At 67.5% G+C, this 18,989-nt stretch carries 16 protein-coding genes, 1 other RNA gene and 1 pseudogene; 7 read left to right on the top strand and 11 right to left on the bottom strand.

What is annotated here, in order from left to right; translation table 11 throughout:
* Positions 1-111 (bottom strand): annotated as a pseudogene (locus A5663_RS23200) (DUF4191 domain-containing protein); the annotation flags it as partial.
* A gap of 23 nt (positions 112-134) precedes the next feature.
* Between A5663_RS23200 and A5663_RS22065 the strand changes: the two are divergent.
* Positions 135-917: a DUF4191 domain-containing protein gene (locus A5663_RS22065; RefSeq protein WP_068153860.1), complete on the top strand. Its 783-nt coding sequence runs from the start codon at positions 135-137 to the stop codon at positions 915-917.
* An 86-nt stretch (positions 918-1,003) separates the two neighbouring features.
* On the opposite strand, the gene A5663_RS22070 is transcribed toward A5663_RS22065, so the two are convergent.
* Complete coding sequence (locus tag A5663_RS22070) at positions 1,004-1,486, bottom strand: RDD family protein (protein WP_068153861.1); 483 nt, start codon at positions 1,484-1,486, stop codon at positions 1,004-1,006.
* Positions 1,487-1,632: 146 nt separating this feature from the next.
* Between A5663_RS22070 and glnA the strand changes: the two genes are divergently transcribed.
* Positions 1,633-3,069 (top strand): type I glutamate--ammonia ligase, encoded by a 1,437-nt coding sequence (glnA, locus tag A5663_RS22075; protein WP_068153862.1) that lies wholly within the window; start codon positions 1,633-1,635, stop codon positions 3,067-3,069.
* Positions 3,070-3,148: 79 nt separating this feature from the next.
* A complete protein-coding gene (locus A5663_RS22080) occupies positions 3,149-3,754 on the top strand; it encodes a DoxX family protein (RefSeq protein ID WP_068153863.1) in 606 nt (201 codons plus the stop codon).
* On the opposite strand, the gene A5663_RS22085 is transcribed toward A5663_RS22080, so the two are convergent.
* The 7 genes from A5663_RS22085 to A5663_RS22115 all read right to left on the bottom strand — a co-directional run bounded on the left by A5663_RS22085 (position 3,748) and on the right by A5663_RS22115 (position 14,208).
* Complete coding sequence (locus A5663_RS22085; protein ID WP_068153873.1) at positions 3,748-4,608, bottom strand: TIGR03619 family F420-dependent LLM class oxidoreductase; 861 nt, start codon at positions 4,606-4,608, stop codon at positions 3,748-3,750. The two genes, A5663_RS22080 and A5663_RS22085, sit on opposite strands and share 7 nt — an antisense overlap.
* Positions 4,605-5,240, bottom strand: a complete 636-nt coding sequence (locus tag A5663_RS22090) for a PaaI family thioesterase (RefSeq protein WP_068153864.1) — start codon at positions 5,238-5,240, stop codon at positions 4,605-4,607. Before A5663_RS22090 ends, A5663_RS22085 begins: the two co-directional genes overlap by 4 nt.
* 22 nt (positions 5,241-5,262) lie before the next feature.
* Positions 5,263-8,226 (bottom strand): bifunctional [glutamine synthetase] adenylyltransferase/[glutamine synthetase]-adenylyl-L-tyrosine phosphorylase, encoded by a 2,964-nt coding sequence (locus A5663_RS22095; RefSeq protein ID WP_197503545.1) that lies wholly within the window; start codon positions 8,224-8,226, stop codon positions 5,263-5,265.
* An 18-nt stretch (positions 8,227-8,244) separates the two neighbouring features.
* Complete coding sequence (locus A5663_RS22100; protein ID WP_068153866.1) at positions 8,245-9,585, bottom strand: glutamine synthetase family protein; 1,341 nt, start codon at positions 9,583-9,585, stop codon at positions 8,245-8,247.
* A gap of 66 nt (positions 9,586-9,651) precedes the next feature.
* Complete coding sequence (locus A5663_RS22105) at positions 9,652-11,181, bottom strand: alpha/beta hydrolase (protein WP_068153874.1); 1,530 nt, start codon at positions 11,179-11,181, stop codon at positions 9,652-9,654.
* A 59-nt stretch (positions 11,182-11,240) separates the two neighbouring features.
* Positions 11,241-12,758, bottom strand: coding sequence for an alpha/beta hydrolase (locus A5663_RS22110; protein ID WP_197503543.1), 1,518 nt, complete (start codon positions 12,756-12,758; stop codon positions 11,241-11,243).
* Between the two features lie 58 nt (positions 12,759-12,816).
* Positions 12,817-14,208: a wax ester/triacylglycerol synthase family O-acyltransferase gene (locus tag A5663_RS22115; RefSeq protein ID WP_068153875.1), complete on the bottom strand. Its 1,392-nt coding sequence runs from the start codon at positions 14,206-14,208 to the stop codon at positions 12,817-12,819.
* A 163-nt stretch (positions 14,209-14,371) separates the two neighbouring features.
* Here A5663_RS22115 and panB point away from each other — a divergent pair, with 163 nt between their 5' ends.
* Positions 14,372-15,214: a 3-methyl-2-oxobutanoate hydroxymethyltransferase gene (panB, locus tag A5663_RS22120; protein WP_068153868.1), complete on the top strand. Its 843-nt coding sequence runs from the start codon at positions 14,372-14,374 to the stop codon at positions 15,212-15,214.
* Here the strand turns inward: panB and A5663_RS22125 are convergent.
* Positions 15,211-15,990, bottom strand: a complete 780-nt coding sequence (locus A5663_RS22125) for an enoyl-CoA hydratase/isomerase family protein (RefSeq protein WP_068153869.1) — start codon at positions 15,988-15,990, stop codon at positions 15,211-15,213. The genes panB and A5663_RS22125 overlap by 4 nt on opposite strands.
* 64 nt (positions 15,991-16,054) lie before the next feature.
* Between A5663_RS22125 and A5663_RS22130 the strand changes: the two genes are divergently transcribed.
* Entirely contained in the window at positions 16,055-17,530 is a 1,476-nt protein-coding gene (locus A5663_RS22130; RefSeq protein WP_068153870.1) for a CYTH and CHAD domain-containing protein, read from the top strand.
* A gap of 28 nt (positions 17,531-17,558) precedes the next feature.
* Here A5663_RS22130 and rnpB read toward each other — a convergent pair.
* Positions 17,559-17,962, bottom strand: an RNA gene (gene rnpB, locus A5663_RS22135) — RNase P RNA component class A.
* Positions 17,963-18,022: 60 nt separating this feature from the next.
* On the opposite strand from rnpB, the gene A5663_RS22140 reads away from it, so the two are divergent.
* Both A5663_RS22140 and A5663_RS22145 read left to right on the top strand, forming a co-directional pair.
* Complete coding sequence (locus tag A5663_RS22140) at positions 18,023-18,475, top strand: helix-turn-helix domain-containing protein (protein WP_068153871.1); 453 nt, start codon at positions 18,023-18,025, stop codon at positions 18,473-18,475.
* A gap of 10 nt (positions 18,476-18,485) precedes the next feature.
* Positions 18,486-18,944: a VOC family protein gene (locus A5663_RS22145; protein ID WP_068153872.1), complete on the top strand. Its 459-nt coding sequence runs from the start codon at positions 18,486-18,488 to the stop codon at positions 18,942-18,944.
* Positions 18,945-18,989: the final 45 nt, after the last annotated feature.

The raw sequence follows: 18,989 nt of genomic DNA on the forward strand, positions 1-18,989 counted from the left end.
CTGGAACGCCTGCCACAGCTGGCCGCGACGCTGTTTGGACGCCGCTTTACGGGCCGCCTTGGCCTCGGCCTTCGCGGCCTTGACGGCCTCGGGGTTGCGGGATTTCGCCATTGCTTCAGGATACGGACGCGGATTTGGCCTGGGCGTACAACCGTCCCGCGCGGTACGACGACCGCACCAGCGGGCCGGCCAGCACGCCCGCGAAGGCCGAGGCCAAGGCGGCCCGTAAAGCGGCGTCCAAACAGCGTCGCGGCCAGCTGTGGCAGGCGTTCCAGATCCAGCGCAAAGAGGACAAGCGGCTGCTGCCGTACATGATCGCGGCGTTCGTGTTGATCGTCGCCGGCTCCGTCGCGCTCGGGCTTTTCGCGGGTGGCTTCACCACCTACATGATGATTCCGCTGGGCGTCGTGCTCGGTGCGCTGGTGGCGTTCATCATCTTCGGCAGGCGCGCGCAGAAGTCGGTTTATCAGAAGGCCGAGGGCCAGACCGGCGCGGCGGCGTGGACGCTGGACAATCTGCGAGGCAAGTGGCGGGTGACGCCGGGCGTCGCGGCCACCGGCCACTTCGACGCCGTGCACCGGGTGATCGGCAGGCCGGGCGTCATCTTCGTCGGCGAGGGGTCGCCGACGCGGGTGCGGCCGCTGCTTGCCCAGGAGAAGAAGCGGACCGCCCGCCTGGTCGGCGACACCCCGATCTACGACGTCATCATCGGCAACGGCGAGGGCGAAGTGCCACTCGCCAAGCTGGAGCGCCACCTCAACAAGCTGCCCGCCAATATCACGGTCAAGCAGCTGGATTCGCTGGAGTCCAGGCTCGCTGCGCTGGGCACCAAGGTCGGCCCCGCGGCGATGCCGAAAGGCCCGCTGCCGGCGCAGGCCAAGATGCGCGGCGTGCAGCGTACCGTGCGCCGCCGCTGACTCGCGGCTTCCCTTCCGCCGAAACAGACGAAATGGTCGGAGTCCGGCCCGATTTTACGCCAAAACGTCGGTGCCGGCGCCGAGAACTACCGCCGCACCACCGCGGTGTTGGAGAACCGGTCCTGATAGCCGCGGAAGTCGCGGTCGGTGAACAGCGCGGGGATGACGAAGAAGACCAGCAGCCCACGCACCGCGGCACGGCCGATCCCGACGTGCATGCGGTGGTCGATCGAGGCCACCCGCAGGCCGAGCGCGTACTGCCCGGGTGTGAAGCCGAACAGCCGAACCGAGACGATGCCCAGCACCAGCCACACCAGCGCGATCGACGTCGAGCCCAGCTGGCTGTAGAGGAAAGCGTCCCGGCTGACGAGACCCACGCCCACTGCCAGCCCGACCAGCCCGTAGGCGATGAACCAGTCGATCATCAGCGCCGCGATACGCCGGCCGAACCGCGCGATCGATCCCGGGCCGGTCTCCGGAAGACCGAGGCGCTGTCCGGGATAGTCGTTGGGTCCGGTCTCGCTGGTCGGATCCGGACCCGACAGCCAAGACCCCATAGCTCGGGCCATAGACTCAGGATATGCGGGGCTCCGCGAGGTCCTTCCGGCCGCTGACGTGAGATTGCGTAACTTCGGCGCAACATACGGTTGACGACCGTGCAACATCGTGTCCTTAGCGTCAACGCGCGGGTTACCAAATAAAGGAGAGAACTTCAGTGGCAGAAAAGACGGCCGACGACATTCTCAAGCTGATCAAGGACGAGGATGTCGAGTACGTCGACATCCGGTTCTGCGATCTGCCCGGCGTCGTGCAGCATTTCTCGGTTCCGGCTACCGCCTTCACGCAGGAGGTCTTCGAGGACGGCCTGGCCTTCGACGGCTCGTCGGTTCGCGGGTTCCAGTCGATCCACGAGTCCGACATGATGCTGCTGCCGGATCCCGAGACCGCACGCATCGATCCGTTCCGCGCCGCCAAGACGCTGAACCTCAACTTCTTCGTGCACGATCCGTTCACCCGCGAGGCGTACTCGCGCGACCCCCGCAACGTCGCCCGCAAAGCGGAGAACTACCTGGCCAGCACCGGCATCGCCGACACCGCCTACTTCGGCGCCGAGGCGGAGTTCTACATCTTCGACTCGGTGAGCTTCGACTCCCGCATCAACGGCACCTTCTACGAGGTCGATTCCGAGTCCGGCTGGTGGAACACCGGCGAGCCGGTCGAGGCCGACGGCAGCGCCAACCGCGGTTACAAGGTGCGGCCCAAGGGCGGCTACTTCCCCGTCGCGCCGTACGACCACTACGTGGACCTGCGCGACCAGATGTCGACCAACCTGCAGAACGCCGGCTTCACCCTCGAGCGTGGCCACCACGAGGTGGGCACCGCGGGCCAGGCCGAGATCAACTACCGGTTCAACACGATGCTGCACGCGGCCGACGATGTGCTGCTGTTCAAGTACATCATCAAGAACACCGCGTGGCAGGCCGGCAAGACCGTCACGTTCATGCCCAAGCCGCTGTTCGGTGACAACGGCTCCGGCATGCACGTGCACCAGTCGCTGTGGAAGGACGGCCAGCCGCTGTTCCACGACGAGTCCGGTTACGCGGGCCTGTCCGACATCGCCCGCCACTACATCGGCGGCATCCTGCACCACGCGCCGTCGCTGCTGGCGTTCACGAACCCGACGGTGAACTCCTACAAGCGCCTGGTGCCGGGTTACGAGGCGCCGATCAACCTGGTCTACAGCCAGCGCAACCGTTCGGCGTGTGTGCGTATCCCGATCACCGGCAACAACCCGAAGGCCAAGCGCCTGGAGTTCCGCTGCCCGGACAGCTCGGGCAACCCGTACCTAGCGTTCGCGGCGATGCTGATGGCCGGTATCGACGGCATCAAGCGCAAGATCGAGCCGCAGACACCCGTCGACAAGGACCTCTACGAGCTGCCTCCGGAGGAGGCGGCCAACATCCCGCAGGCGCCGACCTCGCTGTCGGCGGTCATCGACAAGCTCGAAGAGGATCACGACTACCTCACCGAAGGCGGCGTGTTCACCGAAGATCTGATCGAGACCTGGATCTCCTACAAGCGTGAGAACGAGATCCTGCCGGTGCAGATCCGTCCCCATCCCTATGAGGTGGCGCTCTACTTCGACGTGTGACCGACAAGTCGATGCCTCGGGCCGGGCGGAGTTGATCTTCGTCCGGCCCGAAGTGCGTCGACTGGCGTAGGGTCAGCCCATGACGACCTTCGATGCCCGCCTGGCCGGTTACTCGTCACCATTTCTGAGCGTGTTCCGCATCATCTTCGGGCTGCTGTTCACCCTGCACGGCACCATGAAGATCTTCGGTTGGCCCCTCGGCGAAGCCATCCCAGTCGGCACGTGGCCGCTGTGGTGGGCCGGCCTCATCGAACTGGTGGCCGGTCTGCTCATCACCATCGGATTGTTCACCCGCATAGCGGCTTTCGTCGCCTCCGGGGAAATGGCGGTGGCCTACTTCTGGATGCACTGGCCGCCGCTGGAAGGCGCGGCGCGGAGCTTCTGGCCGTATCCCAGCGGCGGCAACGGCGGCGAAGTGGTAATCATGTACTGCTTCGCGTTCCTGGCACTGGCCGGTCTGGGCGCCGGAATCTGGTCGGTCGACGCGCGGCGCCGCGTCGGTATGGGCCGAACCGCACCGGGCCGTGTGGTGAGCGGCACCGCGGCTCCTGCCGCCTACGCGGGTGATCGACCGGTGCGGCGCGGCGGACTGCTCAGCCGCCTCCGTCAGGACGACGGTTATGGAGACGATCGACCTGTGCGGCGCGGCGGACTGCTCAGCCGCTTCCGCCGACCGCGCTACTGATCGAGCCGGAGGTCCTTGCGGAACCGCTTCATCCCGTCGATCTTCTCGGCCGTCGAAGCCTGCGGCCCGGCATAGAACATCCACGGCATGGTGACGATGCCGGTGATGCCGCCCTCCTCCGCGCGGTCGAAGTGCTCCGGCGTGAAGGCGTCGGTCAGCGGGGTCAGCACCTCGAATTCGTCCATGGCCAAGCCGTTTTCGGCGCGTAACTCACGCAGCATGCCGACGCGTTCGAGCGCTCGGTCGGTGGTGATGAGGTCGCCGATCCAGCCGTCGTGGCGCGCGGCGCGCCGCAGCGCGATGTCCGACAGCCCGCCGACATAGACCGGAATCGGCGGGGGCGTCGGCTCCATCTCCAAGCGCGGCGTCGAATAGAACTCGCCGTCGAACTCCGTCCACCCCGGCTTCCAGAGCTCCTTCATCAACGCGAGCATCTCGTCGGTGCGTTTACCACGCCGGGCGAACGCCTGGCCCATCAGCGTGAACTCCTCTTCACACCAGCCGACGCCGATGCCGAGTTCGAGCCGGCCGCCGGCGAGTACGGCCGCCGTCCCGATCGCCTTCGCCGCCGAGTACGGATCGCGCATCGCCGGCAGGTACACCGTGGTGACGAACCGCACCCGGGACGTGACCATCGCCAGCCCGCCGATCAGCACCCACGGGTCCGGCCAATCGGTGAACGCCTCCCACCGCCGTCGGCCGTCCTTGGTGTAGGGATACCGGGTCTTCAGCGTCTCGAGGTTGACGACGTGGTCCGGGATTCCGAGGCCGTCGTAGCCGAGTTCATCTGCGGCCCGGGCGATTTCGACGACTTCGCTGCTGTCCAGAAAGGCCAGGCTGACGTAGAACTTCATCCGGCGTCCCTGGCCCACGCCGGCCGGATGAACACCCCTTCTGCCTCCACGGTCGGCCCGTCCGCGTCGAGCAGATATCCGCGGGCGAACGTCTTGACGCCCTCGGAGCGCTCGACGAACGCCTCCGCCCGTAACCGTCCCAGCGGGGTACCGCGTAAGTAGCGAAGCGAGATGGTGCCGGTGAACTTGGGCTGGGTGAGCCCTTCGCTCGCCGCCTCACCCAACAGGTGGTCGAGCACCAGTGCGCAAATGCCGCCGTGCACCCACCCCGGCGGTCCCTCGTACGCGCCACTGAGCGTGAACTCGCTCCAGCAACGGCCATCCTCACCGTGCTGGATGACCATCGGGGGCGCGATCGCGTTGCGCAGTCCCACAGCGGGATTCGCCCATGCCAGCGGACGTCCGGTGCTCTCGTGGCGCAGCGTCGAGGTGACCGAGCGCTGACTGCTCTCGAGGATCTCGGTGACGGCTTCGATCTTCGCCTGCGCATCGGCGACCGCGGATTCGTCGATCTCGGTGTGCAAGCTGGCATAGATCAGCCTGCGCACCGCTTCGGTCAGCGGCCCGTACAGCGCTCGCTGCCGCTGGTACTCGTCCTCGGTGATCACGTCGAAACCGAAGTCCATGCTCATCCGCTGCGCCTATCCACTGTGGCTATCCTCCGAACACCTTGCGCACCACTGCTTTTGCCCGCCTCGTTACCCGCAGGTAGTTGTCGAGGAACTCTCCGCCGTCATCGGTGTCCCAACCCGCCGCCACCGCAACGGCATTCAATTGGCGGCCGCCTCCGGGCAGTTGGTCGGTCGGCTTCCCCCGCACCAGGACGAGTGCGTTGCGCGCCCGGGTCGCCGTCAGCCACGCCTGCCGCAGCAGCTCCACATCTCCCTCCGCGATCAGCTCGGCGGCGCCGATCGCGTTGAGCGTCTGCAGCGTCGACGTGTTGTGCAGCGCGGGCACTTCGTGCGCATGCCTGAGCTGCAGCAGTTGCACGGTCCATTCGATGTCGGCCAGGCCCCCGCGCCCCAGCTTGGTGTGGGTGTTCGGGTCTGCGCCACGCGGCAGTCGTTCGGCGTCCACCCGGGCCTTGATCCGCCTGATCTCCTGCACGGCCTGGGCCGACACCCCGCCGGGTGGGTAGCGGACCTTGTCGATCATCAACAGGAACCGCTCCCCCAGGTCGGGATCGCCGGCCACCCGGTGCGCCCGCAGCAGCGCCTGCACTTCCCACGTTTGGGCGTATTTCGCGTAGTACGCCTGATACGAGGCGAGTGTGCGCACCAGCGGACCGTTGCGGCCCTCGGGCCGAAGGTTGGCGTCGATCTCCAGCGGCGGATCCACGCTGGGGGTGCCGAGCAGCGAACGTACCTGTTCGGCGATGGTCACCGACCATTTGACCGCGGCCGACTCGTCCACTCCTGCTTCGGGTTCGCACACGAACATCACGTCGGCGTCGGAGCCGTAGCCCAGTTCGCCGCCGCCCAGCCGCCCCATTCCGATGACCGCGATGCGCGCCAGCGGTCCCCGGTCCGGGGTGTTCGCGCGGATGACCGCCTCCAGCGCGGCCTGCAGCACGGCGACCCACACCGATGTCAGCGCCCGACACACCTCGGTGACTTCGAGCATCCCGAGCAGGTCGGCCGAGGCGATCCGCGCGAGTTCGCGCCTGCGCAGTGTGCGGGCGGCCGCGATCGCGCGCTGCGGGTCGGAATACCTTGCGGCCGAAGCGATCAACGCCCGGGCCACCGCCTCGGGTTCGACGTCGAGCAGCTTGGGCCCGTCCGGGCCGTCAGCGTAGGACTGGATGACCTCCGGCGCTCGCATGAGCAACTCCGGCACGTACGCCGACGTGCCGAGCACCTGCATGAGCCGCTTGGCGACGGCCCCTTCGTCGCGCAGCGTCGCCAGGAACCACCGCTGCTCGGCGAGCGCATCGCTGATGCGGCGGTAGGACAGCAGACCCGCGTCGGGGTCCGGTGTGTCGGAGAGCCATCTGAGCAGGGTCGGCAACAGGATCTGCTGCACGCGACCGCGACGGGCGCTGGTGCCGGTCAGCGCGGCCAGGTGCGTCAACGCGCTCTGCGGGCCTTCGTATCCCAGCGCCGCGAGCTGGCGTTCTGCGGCGTTCTGGGTCATGCCGTCCGAAATGCTCAGCGCCGGTTGGCCGACCGACTCCAGCAGCGGTTGGTAGAACAGCTTCTCGTGCAATCGCGACACGCGCAGGCTCTGGCGCTTGAGCTCTTCGCGCAACACGCCGAGCGCGTCGCGGGTGCCGTCGGGCCGGATGTGGGCGGCCCGGGCCAGCCAACGCAGCGACTCGTCGTCGTCCTCGTCGGGCAGCAGGTGCGTGCGCACCAGCCGCTGCAGCTGCAGCCGGTGCTCGAGCAGTCGCAGGAACTCGTAGGAGGCGGTGAGGTTGGCAGTGTCGTCGCGCCCGACGTATCCCCGCTCGCCGAGCGCGGCCAGCGCACCGACCGTCGACGAGACATGCAGCGCCTCGTCGTTACGGCCGTGCACCAATTGCAGTAGCTGCACGGCGAATTCGACGTCGCGCAGGCCGCCGGTGCCCAGTTTGATCTCGCGTGAGCGCTGGCCGGCGGGCACCAGTTCCTCGACCCGCCTGCGCATCGCCTGCACTTCGGGAACGAAATCCTCGCGCTCGCAGGCGGTCCACACCATCGGCATCAACGCCTCGATGTAGGCCCGGCCGAGCTCCGGGTCACCGGCGGCCGGTCGCGCCTTCAGCAATGCCTGGAACTCCCAGGTCTTGGCCCAGCGCTGGTAGTAGGCGACGTGCGACTCCAGGGTGCGCACCAGCTGACCGTGTTTACCCTCGGGCCGCAACGCCGCGTCCACTTCGAAGAAGGCGTCGGCGGCGAACCGCATCAGTTCGCCCGCCACGCGGGTCGCCAACGCGTCGGCGGTCTCGGCGACGAAGATTACGTCGACGTCGCTGACGTAGTTCAGTTCGCGCGCACCGCATTTGCCCATCGCGATCACGGCCAGCCGCGGCGGCGAGTCACCACCGGCCGTCTTCAGCGCGAGATGCAGCGCGGCGGACAGCGCCGCATCGGCGAGGTCGGACAAGTGCGCCCCGACAGTCGGGAAGGACAGGACCGGTTCGTTCTCCACGGTGGGCGCCAGGTCCAGGGCGGCCAGCACCAGCAGGCGGTCGCGGTAGAGCCTGCGCATCGGCTGCAGGGCCGCCGCGGTGTCGGAAGCCTCGTCGGCGCGCGCGACGAACATCTCGCGCAGCTCCTCGGCGGGCGGCAGCACGACGTCACCGGCGAGCAGCCGCCAGTTCTCCGGGTGCGCGACGAGGTGGTCGCCGAGCGCGAGCGAGGAACCCAGCACGCCGAACAGCCGGCCGCGCAGGCCACGGTCGGTGAGCAGTGCCCGGCTCAGCTCAGCCCATCCGGAACCCAGCGCTTCGGCCAGTCGGACCATCGTGTGCAGCGCGTTGTCGGCGTCGGGCGCGCGCGACAGTGACCACAGCAGCTCGACATGGGTGTCGGAGTTCCAGCCCAGCCGATCGAGGTCCGCGGGCGCAGACGGTTCGACGAGCCCCAGCCGACCTACGCTTGGCAGCTTCGGGCGCTGCGTCGCAGGTTTGGCCACGATTCAAAATAGCGCAGCCTGTTACAGCGACAGATAGGCCTTCAGCTCGAACGGCGTGACGTGGCTGCGGTAGTTCTCCCATTCGGCGCGCTTGTTGCGCAGGAAGTAGTCGAAGACGTGCTCGCCCAACGCTTCCGCGACCAGCTCGGAGTTCTCCATCTCGGTGAGCGCGACGCCGAGGCTGGTGGGCAGCTCCTTGTAGCCCATCGCGCTGCGCTCCTCTGGGGTGAGCGTCCACACATTGTCCTCGGCCTCGGGCGCCAGCACGTAGTTCTTCTCGATGCCCCGCAGCCCGGCGGCCAGCAGCACCGCGAATGTCAGGTAGGGATTGCACGCGGAGTCGGGGCTGCGCACCTCCACGCGCCGCGACGACGCTTTGCGCGGGGTGTACATCGGAACCCGCACCAGCGCTGAGCGATTCGCCGCACCCCAGGAGGCCGCGGTCGGCGCCTCGCCGCCATGCACCAAGCGCTTGTAGGAGTTCACCCACTGGTTGGTGACGGCGCTGATTTCCTTGGCGTGCTCGAGGATTCCCGCGATGAACGACTTGGCGACCTCGGAGAGCTGCAGCGGATCGTCGGGGCTGTGGAAGGCGTTGGTGTCGCCCTCGAACAAGCTCATGTGCGTGTGCATGGCCGAACCGGGATGCTCTGCGAACGGTTTCGGCATGAACGACGCCCGCACCCCGTCGCCGAGCGCGACTTCCTTGACCACGTAGCGGAACGTCATCACGTTGTCGGCCATCGACAGTGCGTCGGCGTAGCGCAGGTCGATCTCCTGCTGGCCGGGGGCGCCCTCGTGGTGGCTGAACTCCACCGAGATACCCATCTGCTCGAGCGCGTCGATGGCGTGGCGGCGGAAGTTGGGTGCCGAATCGTGCACGGCCTGGTCGAAGTAGCCGCCGGTGTCGGCGGGGATGGGCACCGAGCCGTCGTCCTCGCCGGGCTTCAGCAGGAAGAACTCGATCTCGGGATGTACGTAGCAGGAGAAGCCGAGATCGCTGGCCTTGGCGAGTTGCCTGCGCAGCACGTGGCGCGAGTCGGCCCACGACGGCGATCCGTCGGGCATCGTGATGTCACAGAACATCCGCGCCGAATGGTGCCGGCCCGACCCGTCGGCCCACGGCAGCACCTGGAATGTCGACGGGTCCGGACGCGCGACCATGTCGGCTTCCGAGACGCGGGCGAAGCCCTCGATCGCCGAACCGTCGAAGCCGATACCCTCCTCGAACGCCCCCTCGAGTTCGGCCGGCGCGATCGCGACCGACTTCAGGTATCCGAGCACGTCGGTGAACCACAGCCGGACGAAGCGGATATCGCGTTCCTCCAGCGTGCGCAGGACAAATTCCTTCTGCCGGTCCATGGTCGCAGCGTAGGCACCGGCTGTTAATTCTGTGTTACACGGCGGCTGCGTTGTCGGATCTGCTTGTCAGCACCGCAGGCCCACCGGCGGCTGCACGGAGTCGACGAGGAACTTGACGACAGCGCTGTCCACGCATTCGTCGCCGTTGAACACGACGGTGTGCTGCGTGCCGTCGAAGGTGATCAGGCGCGCGTCCATCTGGCGGGCCAGGTCGACCCCCGCCTGGTAGGGCGTGGCCGGATCCCGGGTGGTCGAGACGACGACGACCTTGCCAGGGCCCGGCGACGAGGCGGGGTGCGGCTTCGACGTGGCCGGTACCGGCCACATCGCGCACACGTCACGCGGGGCGAAGCCGATGAAGCTGCCGTATGAGGTGAACGGCGCGACCTCACGCATCCGGCGGTCCACCTCCACCCATGCGGCGGCGTCGGAGGGGTACGGCGAATCGACACAGCCGATCGCGGTGAACGCGTCCTGCTGGTTCGTGTAATGCCCGGACGCGTCGCGACCCTGGTACTCGTCGGCGAGCAACAGCAGATCACCCGCGTCCGTGCCGCGCTGCAGGCCCAGCAGCCCGCTGGTCAAGAACTTCCAATAGCGCTGGGTGTAAAGCGCATTCACCGTGCCGGTGATCGCGTCCTGGTAGCTCAGCCCGCGCGGGTCGGAGGTGTGGCCAGGGCGCTGCACCAACGGGTTCACCAAGGCCTGGTAGCGCTCGACGGACCGGGCCGGATCGGTGCCCAGCGGACAGCCAGCCGATTTGGCGCAGTCGGCCGCATAGGCGTCGAAAGCCTTCTGGAAGCCAGCCATCTGGCGGACCCGGGCTTCGATCGGGTCGAGTTGCGGGTCGATCGCGCCGTCGAGCACCATCGCTCGTACCCGGTCGGGATGCTGCTCGGCGTAGGCCGCGCCGAGCTCGGTGCCGTAGGAGAACCCGAGATAGCTGATCTGGTTCTCGCCGAGAGCGGCGCGCACGACGTCCATGTCGCGCACCGAGGTCGCGGTGCCGACGTTGGCCAGGAACTCGTCGCCCATCCTGTCGGTGCAATCGCGCACGAACTGCTGGTACAGCTGCTCGATGTGCGCGACGCCCGCGGGGCTGTAGTCGGCCAGCGGTTCGCGGCGGAACGCGTCGAATTCCGCGTCAGTGCGGCAACGCAATTCGGGCGTCGAGTGGCCGACGCCACGCGGGTCGATGCCGACGAGATCGAAGCGGCGGCCGATCGGCGAATCCTTCAGCGCGGCGCCCATGCTCGCAACGGTGTCGACGGCCGATGCGCCCGGTCCACCGGGATTGACCAGCAGCACGCCGATCCGGTCACCACTGGCCGGCAGCCGGATGACAGCCAGCTTCGCTTGCGCCCCTGCGGGTTTCGCGTAGTCGACCGGCACCGAGACGGTGCCGCACTGGGCGGTCGGGATCGCGGCGGCCGTGTCGGCGTCGCCGACGAAGCGTTCGCATCCGCCCCACTGCGGCGGCTGCCCATACGCCTGGGTGGATTGGCCTTCCGGACTCGCCGAGCCGACCGGAGAGGCGATGACGGCCATCACCGCGAACGCGGAGACGATCCGCCCCACCCGCCACATGGCTGACATGGTTGCATGCCGACCGGTCACCGGTCTCGGGTCTCGATACAACGGTGACCCGGCTGTGATCAGGCCGACGAACACCTGGCGTTCAGGGGCGGCAGCGCGAGGTCGACGAGATAGCGCGCCGCGATGTCGTCGATGCACCGGTTGCCCTGGAAGACCACCGTGTGCTGCGTTCCTTCGAACGTCACCAGCGTCCCGCCCAGCTGTTTGGCCAGTTCGACGCCGGCCTGGTACGGCGTCGCCGGATCGTTCGTCGTCGAAATCACGAGCGTCGGTGGCAGCCCGTTGACCTTAATCTCATGCGGCTCGCTGGTGGGCGGCACGGGCCAGAACGCGCACGTGCCCAGCGGGGCGTGACCGGTGAACTCGCCGTAACTCATGAACGGGGCCGCCTCGCGAACGCGTCGGTCTTCGTCGGCCACCTTGGCGCGGTCAGTCACCGCCGGCTTGTCGACACAGTTGATGGCCACCCGGGCGTCGGTGGAGTTGTTGTAGTGGCCCTTCTCGTCACGGCCCATGTAGAGGTCGGCCAGCGCGAGCATGGTGTCGCCGGTGCCGCGCTTCATCTCGCTGAGCGCCTGGGTGAGATGGCGCCACAGGTTCGGCGAGTACAGCGGCAGGATCGTGCCGACGATGGCGTCGGAGTAGCTCAGCCCACGCGGATCCCGCGTCTTGAGCGGTTCGTCCACCAGCGGATCCACCAGGCTGTGGTAGACGTCGTTGGCCTTCGCCGGATCTGTGCCCAATGGGCAAGACGGATTCTTCGCGCAGTCGGCGGCGTAGTCGTTGAAAGCCGTCTGGAAGGCGGCGGCCTGCCGGACGTTCGCCTCGGTCGGGTCGGCGTTGGGATCGACTGCGCCGTCGAGGATCATCGCCCGCACCTTGTCCGGATAGTTCTCCGCGTAGGTGGCGCCGATGCGGGTGCCGTAGGAGTAGCCCAGGTAGGTCAGCTTCTCGTCGCCGAGCGCTTGGCGCATCGCGTCGAGATCCTTTGCGACGTCGACTGTTCCGATTTTTGCGAGGAACTCCTTGCCCATCTTGTCCTCGCAGCGCTGGACGAACTCCTTGGTCTCCTTCTCGATCTGGGCGATGCCCTCGGGCGAGTAGTCGACCTGCGGCTCTGCGCGCAAGCGGTCGTTGTCGGCGTCGGAGTTGCACCACAGCGCCGGGCTGGAGTTCGCGACGCCGCGGGGGTCGAAGCCGACGAGGTCGAAATGTTGGCGCACGGACTCGGGCAATGCACCGACGACGCCGGCGGCGGCTTCCACGCCCGACTCCCCCGGGCCGCCCGGGTTGATGATCAGCGAGCCGATCTTCTCGCCTGTCGCCTTGAACCGGATCATCGCGATGCGGGCGACGTCGCCGTCGGGCTTGTCGTAGTCCACCGGAACCGACAGCATTCCGCACTCGGCACCCGCGGGAACCCGGGACTCGTCGGCGCGTGCGGTGTGGCAGGCGCTCCACTGGATCGGGGAGCCGGGCGGGGGCACCGCGACGACCGCGCGCCCGGCGACCAGATGGCTGCAACCGGTGGCCGCGAGCAGCATTGTGGTCGCAAGGACCCCGATCTTGGCGTTCATGGCTCCACATGCTGCCATGACCCCACATCGGCCCTGGCTGAGCCCGATTGTCGGAGCGTTAGCGCGTGGCGGCCAGCAACTCCTCGAGCGCGGCGGAGAAATCGTCGGCCATGTCCCATAGGTCGGGGACCAGCTCCGGGCACGACACGATGCCGACGTTGAGCGACCCAGTCAGCGACATGACCGTGATGTTCAGCCCCGAGCCGTGGAAGATCGGGCCGAGCGGGTACATCGCCTTGACCTCGCCGCCCAGGTAGTAGAGCGGCATCTGCGGGCCCGGGACGTTGGACACGACGAGGTTGTGTACCGGCCGCGCGCCGCTCAACCGGCTTGCGGCGTAGACGCGCATCGCCACGCCGAACACCGCGGGCGCTGCGAACTGGGTCCAGTCCTGCAGCAGTGTCGCACCGATGGCCGAACTATGTTGCTTGGCAACGGAATTCGCCTCGGCGATGGACTTGAGCCGGGCCGCCGGGTCCTCGATGTGCGTCTCCAGTCGCGAGAACATGCCCGAAACCTGGTTGCGGCCGGGCCGATCGGACTTGTCGTGCACCGAGACCGGCACCATGGCCACCAGCGAGTTCTCCGGCAGCGCGCCGCGATCGGCCAGGAACTTACGCAGCACACCGGCCACCAGCGCCATCACCACGTCGTTGACCTTGACCCCGAAGTGGTTCTTCACGGTCTTGATGTCCTCGAGGTCGAGCTGGGTGAACGCGATGTTGCGGTGCCCCGTCACGTTGGTGTTGAACGACGTCCGCGGCGCGGCGAACGGCGGGGCCATCGAGAGCCCCGAACGCGCACGGCGGACCGTGTCGACCACCGACGACAACGTCGTGGGCAGCGCGTTGACGAGCTTCAGCGGCCGGGTCGCGAACTTCACCGCGCCGCTGACGGCGATCTCCAGACCGCTCGCGTCCCCGGCGCCGTCCACCGGATCCGGCGGCATCGCGTCCGGTTCGGTGCTGCACAACTGCGACATCAAGTTGGCGCCGGTGACGCCGTCGACGCCGGCGTGGTGCACCTTCGTCATCACCACGAGCCGGCCGCCGTCCTGCGGATCACTGCCGTCGACGTTCTCGATCACCCACTTCTCCCACAGCGGACGGCTGCGGTCGAGCGGCAGCGATGCGATGTGCCCGCAGATATCCGCCAGCTCGCGGCGGCCGCCCGGCGCGGGCAGGCCGATCCGGTGCAGGTGCCTGTCGATGTCGAAGTCCTTGTCTTCCACCCACACTGGATGGTCGAGATTGAACCGGTTGTCGGCGAGTTTCTCGCGGAATTGCGGCATCGCCTTGATCCGCTGGCTGAACTCGTCACGGAAGCGATCGAAGGTGTAACCGCCCGGCATGGTCGAGGTGTCGATCTCGAGTATCGAGCAGACATGCAGCGGCTGCTGCGCGGTTTCGAGGTACAGGAAGCTGGCGTCGAGTCCGCTGAGCCGTTGCATGTCGCCGATGTTATGCCCGTCGAGCGCGGGTGTGAGGAAATCCACTCAACAGGGCTTTTGAACATCTCGCGCGCCAAGTGGCAGACTGGTGGGCGTCAGACGAACCCGGGGACCGATTTCGGCCACGAGGATTCGACCCGACTCACCCACTTGGGGGACAACGATGTCTGAGCAGACCGTGTACGGCGCTGCGCCCACACCCTCCGCGCCCCGGACGAAAGTCCGTACTCTGCATCTGCAGAAGTGGAAGGCCGAAGGCCACAAGTGGGCCATGCTCACCGCCTACGACTATTCGACCGCCCGCGTCTTCGACGACGCCGGCATCCCGGTGCTGTTGGTCGGCGACTCGGCCGCCAACGTCGTCTACGGCTACGACACGACCGTGCCGGTCAGCGTCGACGAGTTGATCCCGCTGGTGCGTGGCGTGGTGCGAGGCGCTCCGCACGCGCTGGTCGTGGCCGACCTGCCGTTCGGCAGCTATGAGGAAAGTCCCCACCAAGCTCTCCGCACGGCCACCCGGTTCCTCAAGGAGACCGGCGCGCACGCGGTCAAGCTCGAGGGCGGCGAGCGCGTGGTCGAGCAGATCGCGACGCTGAGCGCCGCCGGGATCCCCGTCATGGCTCACATCGGGTTCACCCCACAGAGCGTCAACGGGTTGGGCGGCTTCCGCGTCCAGGGCCGCGGCGACGCCGCCGAGCAGACCGTTCACGACGCCATCGCTGTGCAGGAGGCCGGCGCCTTCAGCGTCGTGATGGAGATGGTGCCGGCCGAGCTGGCCACCCAGATCACCGGCAAGCTCACGATCCCGACCATCGGGATCGGCGCGGGACCGAACTGCGACGCACAGGTGCTGGTCTGGCAGGACATGGCAGGCATGACCAACGGCAAGACCGCCAAGTTCGTGAAGCGCTTCGGAGACGTCGGCGCCGAGCTTCGCCGCGCCGCCGAACAGTATGCGCACGAGGTGGCCGGCGGGGCGTTCCCCGCCGACGAGCACTCGTTCTAGGCGAACTCCGGCTTGCGCTTGGCGAGGAAGGCGTCCACACCTTCCCGGCCGTCAGCCGAACCCGCGCGTTCGGCGATCAGCCGGCCCTCGAGTTCCATCTGTTCTTCGAGCCCGTTGGCGAACGTTCCGAGCAGCAGCTGCTTGATACCGCCGTTGGAACCTGCTGCGGTGGCGGCCATCTGGTCGGCCAGCTGGGTAGCACGGTCGGCCAGCTCGGCGTCGGGAACCACCTCGGTGACCAGCCCCCAGTCCGACGCCTCCTGCGCCGAGAGGGTGCGGTTGGTCAGCATGAGCTCTTTGGTCTTGGTGATCCCGATGAGGCGCGGCAGGTAGTACGACGAGCTGCCGTCGGGGCTCAGCCCCACCCTCGTGTAGGCCATCGTGAACGACGCAGACTGCGCGGCCAGCACCAGATCGCCGGTCACCGCGATCGAGAACCCCGCACCTGCCGCGGCGCCGTTCACCACGGTGATCAAGACCGCGTTCATCCGCGCGAAGGTCGATATCGCCCGGTGCAGATCGTCGGCGACGCCCTTGATGTGGGCGCCGCGGTCCGGCGCGGACGCGAACGACTTCAAATCGCCACCGGCGCAGAAGAACCGGCCGGTTCCGGTGAGCACGACGGCTTTCGTCGTGTCCGTGTCGCACTGTTTGGCGGCGGCAGCCAACTCGGGAGTCATGGTGCCGTTCATGCCGTTTGCCGCATCGGGTCGGTTCAGGGTGATACGGGCGACGGCGCCGGTCTGCTCGAACGTCAGCGTTTCGTAGTCGGTCACAGGTGGACCTTAGCCTCGTCGCGCTCGCCGGTGTTCACCCGCGTGTGGCAATCTGTCTCGCACCATGGGCAAATCCAAGGACAAGACATCGCGGCATCTCGAGGTCGAGCGCAAGTTCGACGTCCTCGAAACGACGGTGTCGCCGTCATTCGACGGGTTGTCGTCGGTGGTCCGCGTCGAGAGGTCACCAGAACACAGCCTGGAAGCCGTGTACTTCGACACCCCGGATCACGACCTCGCCGCGCGCCGCATCACGCTGCGTCGCCGCACCGGCGGCACGGATGCCGGATGGCATCTCAAGCTCCCGGCCGGTCCCGACGCCCGCACCGAAGTCAGGGAGCCACTCGGCGACGACGACGCGGTGCCCGAGACGTTGCGGGACACCGTGCTGGCGATAGTGCGCGACCGCCCGCTGGTTCCGGTCGCACGTATCTCGACCCGGCGCACCGTGGATCTGCTGTACGGGCCGGACGGGACAGCGGTCGCGGAGTTCTGCGACGACCGGGTGAGCGCCGCGACCGAACCCGACGGGCCGCGGCAGTCCTGGCGCGAATGGGAACTCGAACTGGTTGGCGGTGCCGACCGCGACCTGCTCGACCGGTTGTCCAACCGACTTATCGACGCAGGCGCCGTTCCGGCGGCCAGCGGTTCGAAGTTGGCGCGCGTGTTGTCCGAGTCATCGGAACCGGAGGAGGTTCCGCGGCCCGCCGACCCCGTGCACCGGGCGGTGGCCGAACAGGTCGAGGAGCTGATCGAGTGGGACCGCGCGGTGCGTGCCGACGTATTCGACTCGGTGCACCAGATGCGGGTGGTGACGCGCAAGATCCGCAGCCTGCTGCAGTCGGCGCGCGACTCGTTCGGCATCTCCGACGACGCCTGGGTTCTCGACGAGTTGCGTCAACTGGCCGCGATCCTCGGGGTGGCGCGGGATGCGGAGGTGCTGGCGGAACGTTACGCGCGCACGCTCGATGACTTGCCGCGCGAGCTGGTCCGCGGCCCGGTGCGCGAGCGCCTGGTCGACGGCGCGCAGCGGCGTTATGCGGCCGGGCTGCGCCGGTCGCTGATCGCCATGCGCTCACAGCGCTACTTCCGGTTGCTCGACGCGCTCGAGGGTCTCGTCGCCGCACAACCGGCGGCGCAACACGACGAGGACAAGCACGGCCGGGTGACGATCGGCGCGGCCTACAAGCGGGTGCGCAAAGCGGCGAAGTCGGCCGCCGAGGCGGACGCTGATCGCGACGAAGCGCTTCATCGAATCCGCAAGGGCGCCAAGCGTCTTCGGTACACCGCTGCGGCGACGGGGGCAGCAAAGGTGTCCGATCGGGCCAAAGCCATCCAGTCGCTTCTGGGCGACCACCAGGACAGCGTGGTCAGCCGGACCCATCTCGGCCAGCAGGCCGATGCCGCGCATGCCGCCGGCGAAGACACGTTCACCTATGGCCTGCTCTACCGGATCGAGGAGGAGCTTGCTCGCCGCTCGCGCGAGCAGTTGGACGGTGCGTTGAAGAAGCTGGCCAAGGCGGTGCGCAAGGCGCGGTGATCACCGCCGTCTGCTTGCCGGGCGAGGGCGGATGAGTTGGCCTGTAAGCCGGATTCTGTCCCTCGCCACTGCGTTGGCCGCGGCGGCGAAGTGGCGACCATCCATCTGGACACACCGTTGCCGGGTGCCTCGAGCGGCCTACCCGCAGACTCGGGCGAGCAACCCTCGGGCGTCTGCGCGGCCGCAACCAGGTCGCGGCCTTCTTGGCCTTGCTTCGGGTGGGGTTTGCCTAGCCACTCCGGTCACCCGGAATGCTGGTGCGCTCTTACCGCACCGTTTCACCCTTACCACCGTCACCGGTGGCGGTCTGTTTTCTGTGGCACTTTCCCGCGAGTCACCTCGGATTGCCGTTAGCAATCACCCTGCTCTGTGAAGTCCGGACTTTCCTCGAAACCCAGGTGAACCTGGTTCCGCGGCCGCCCGGCCAACTCATCCGCGCGTTCAACGTACTGCGTGTCGTCACAATTCCGCGAGTCGGACATACTTGTGCCCATGGCGCAGGCGCCTGCGGCCCGCTATCTGTTGCGGGCCAAGGATCTGGTCGATGCCCGGTATGCCGAGGCGATAACGGTCGGCGACCTCGCTGCGGCGGCGGGGTTGTCGCGCGCGCACTTCAGCCGGACGTTCACCCGGACTTTCGGCGAATCGCCGCGCGCATATCTGCAATCCCGGCGACTGGAACGCGCGGCGGCGCTGCTGCGCTACACCGACCGCTCGGTCGCGGATATCTGCGTGATGGTCGGACTGCAGAGCGTGGGATCGTTCACCACGAGCTTCGCGCGTGTGTATGGCCTGCCACCGGCTGCCTACCGGGCCAGCTTGCCGCCCGCGGCGATCCACGCGCGGATACCGAGCTGCATCCTCATGCGTGACACCCGGCGGCCAGCCGACAGCAGGGTGAAGACAGCACACGGGAAGAAGACGGACTGCGGGAGCCGGTCGTAGCGTTCGTGCCATGATCAGAATCGCAAGCGCGCACCTGTGGGTACACGACCAACAAGCAGCACTGAAGTTCTGGACCGAAAAGGTCGGTATGGAAGTGCGTCAGGATGTTTCGTTACCGGACGTCGACGGCCTGTTCCGATGGTTGACCGTCGGGCCTCCCGGACAGGACGATGTGTCGATCGTGCTCATGGCCGTACCGGGTCCACCGGTGATGGACGAGCCCACCCGCAAACAGGTGTTGGACGTGACCGCCAAGGGGTTCGCGGGAACGGTCTTCCTCACGACCGAGAACTGCCAGGAGTCCTATGAGGAAATGCGTTCGCGCGGCGTCGAATTCACCGAGGAGCCACACGAGATGCCATACGGCATCGACTGCGGATTCCGCGATCCGTCGGGCAACAGCGTGCGCCTGACCCAGCTCGCCGACATCCCGGCGGGACTTCAGAAGGGTGGTGGGTCGTTGGTGTAGCGGGCGGTGTTGATGGCGCGTTCGTGCTGGATGCGGTAGGCGCGT

This window comes from Mycobacterium sp. E740 (genome assembly GCF_001672895.1).
GTDB lineage: Bacteria > Actinomycetota > Actinomycetes > Mycobacteriales > Mycobacteriaceae > Mycobacterium.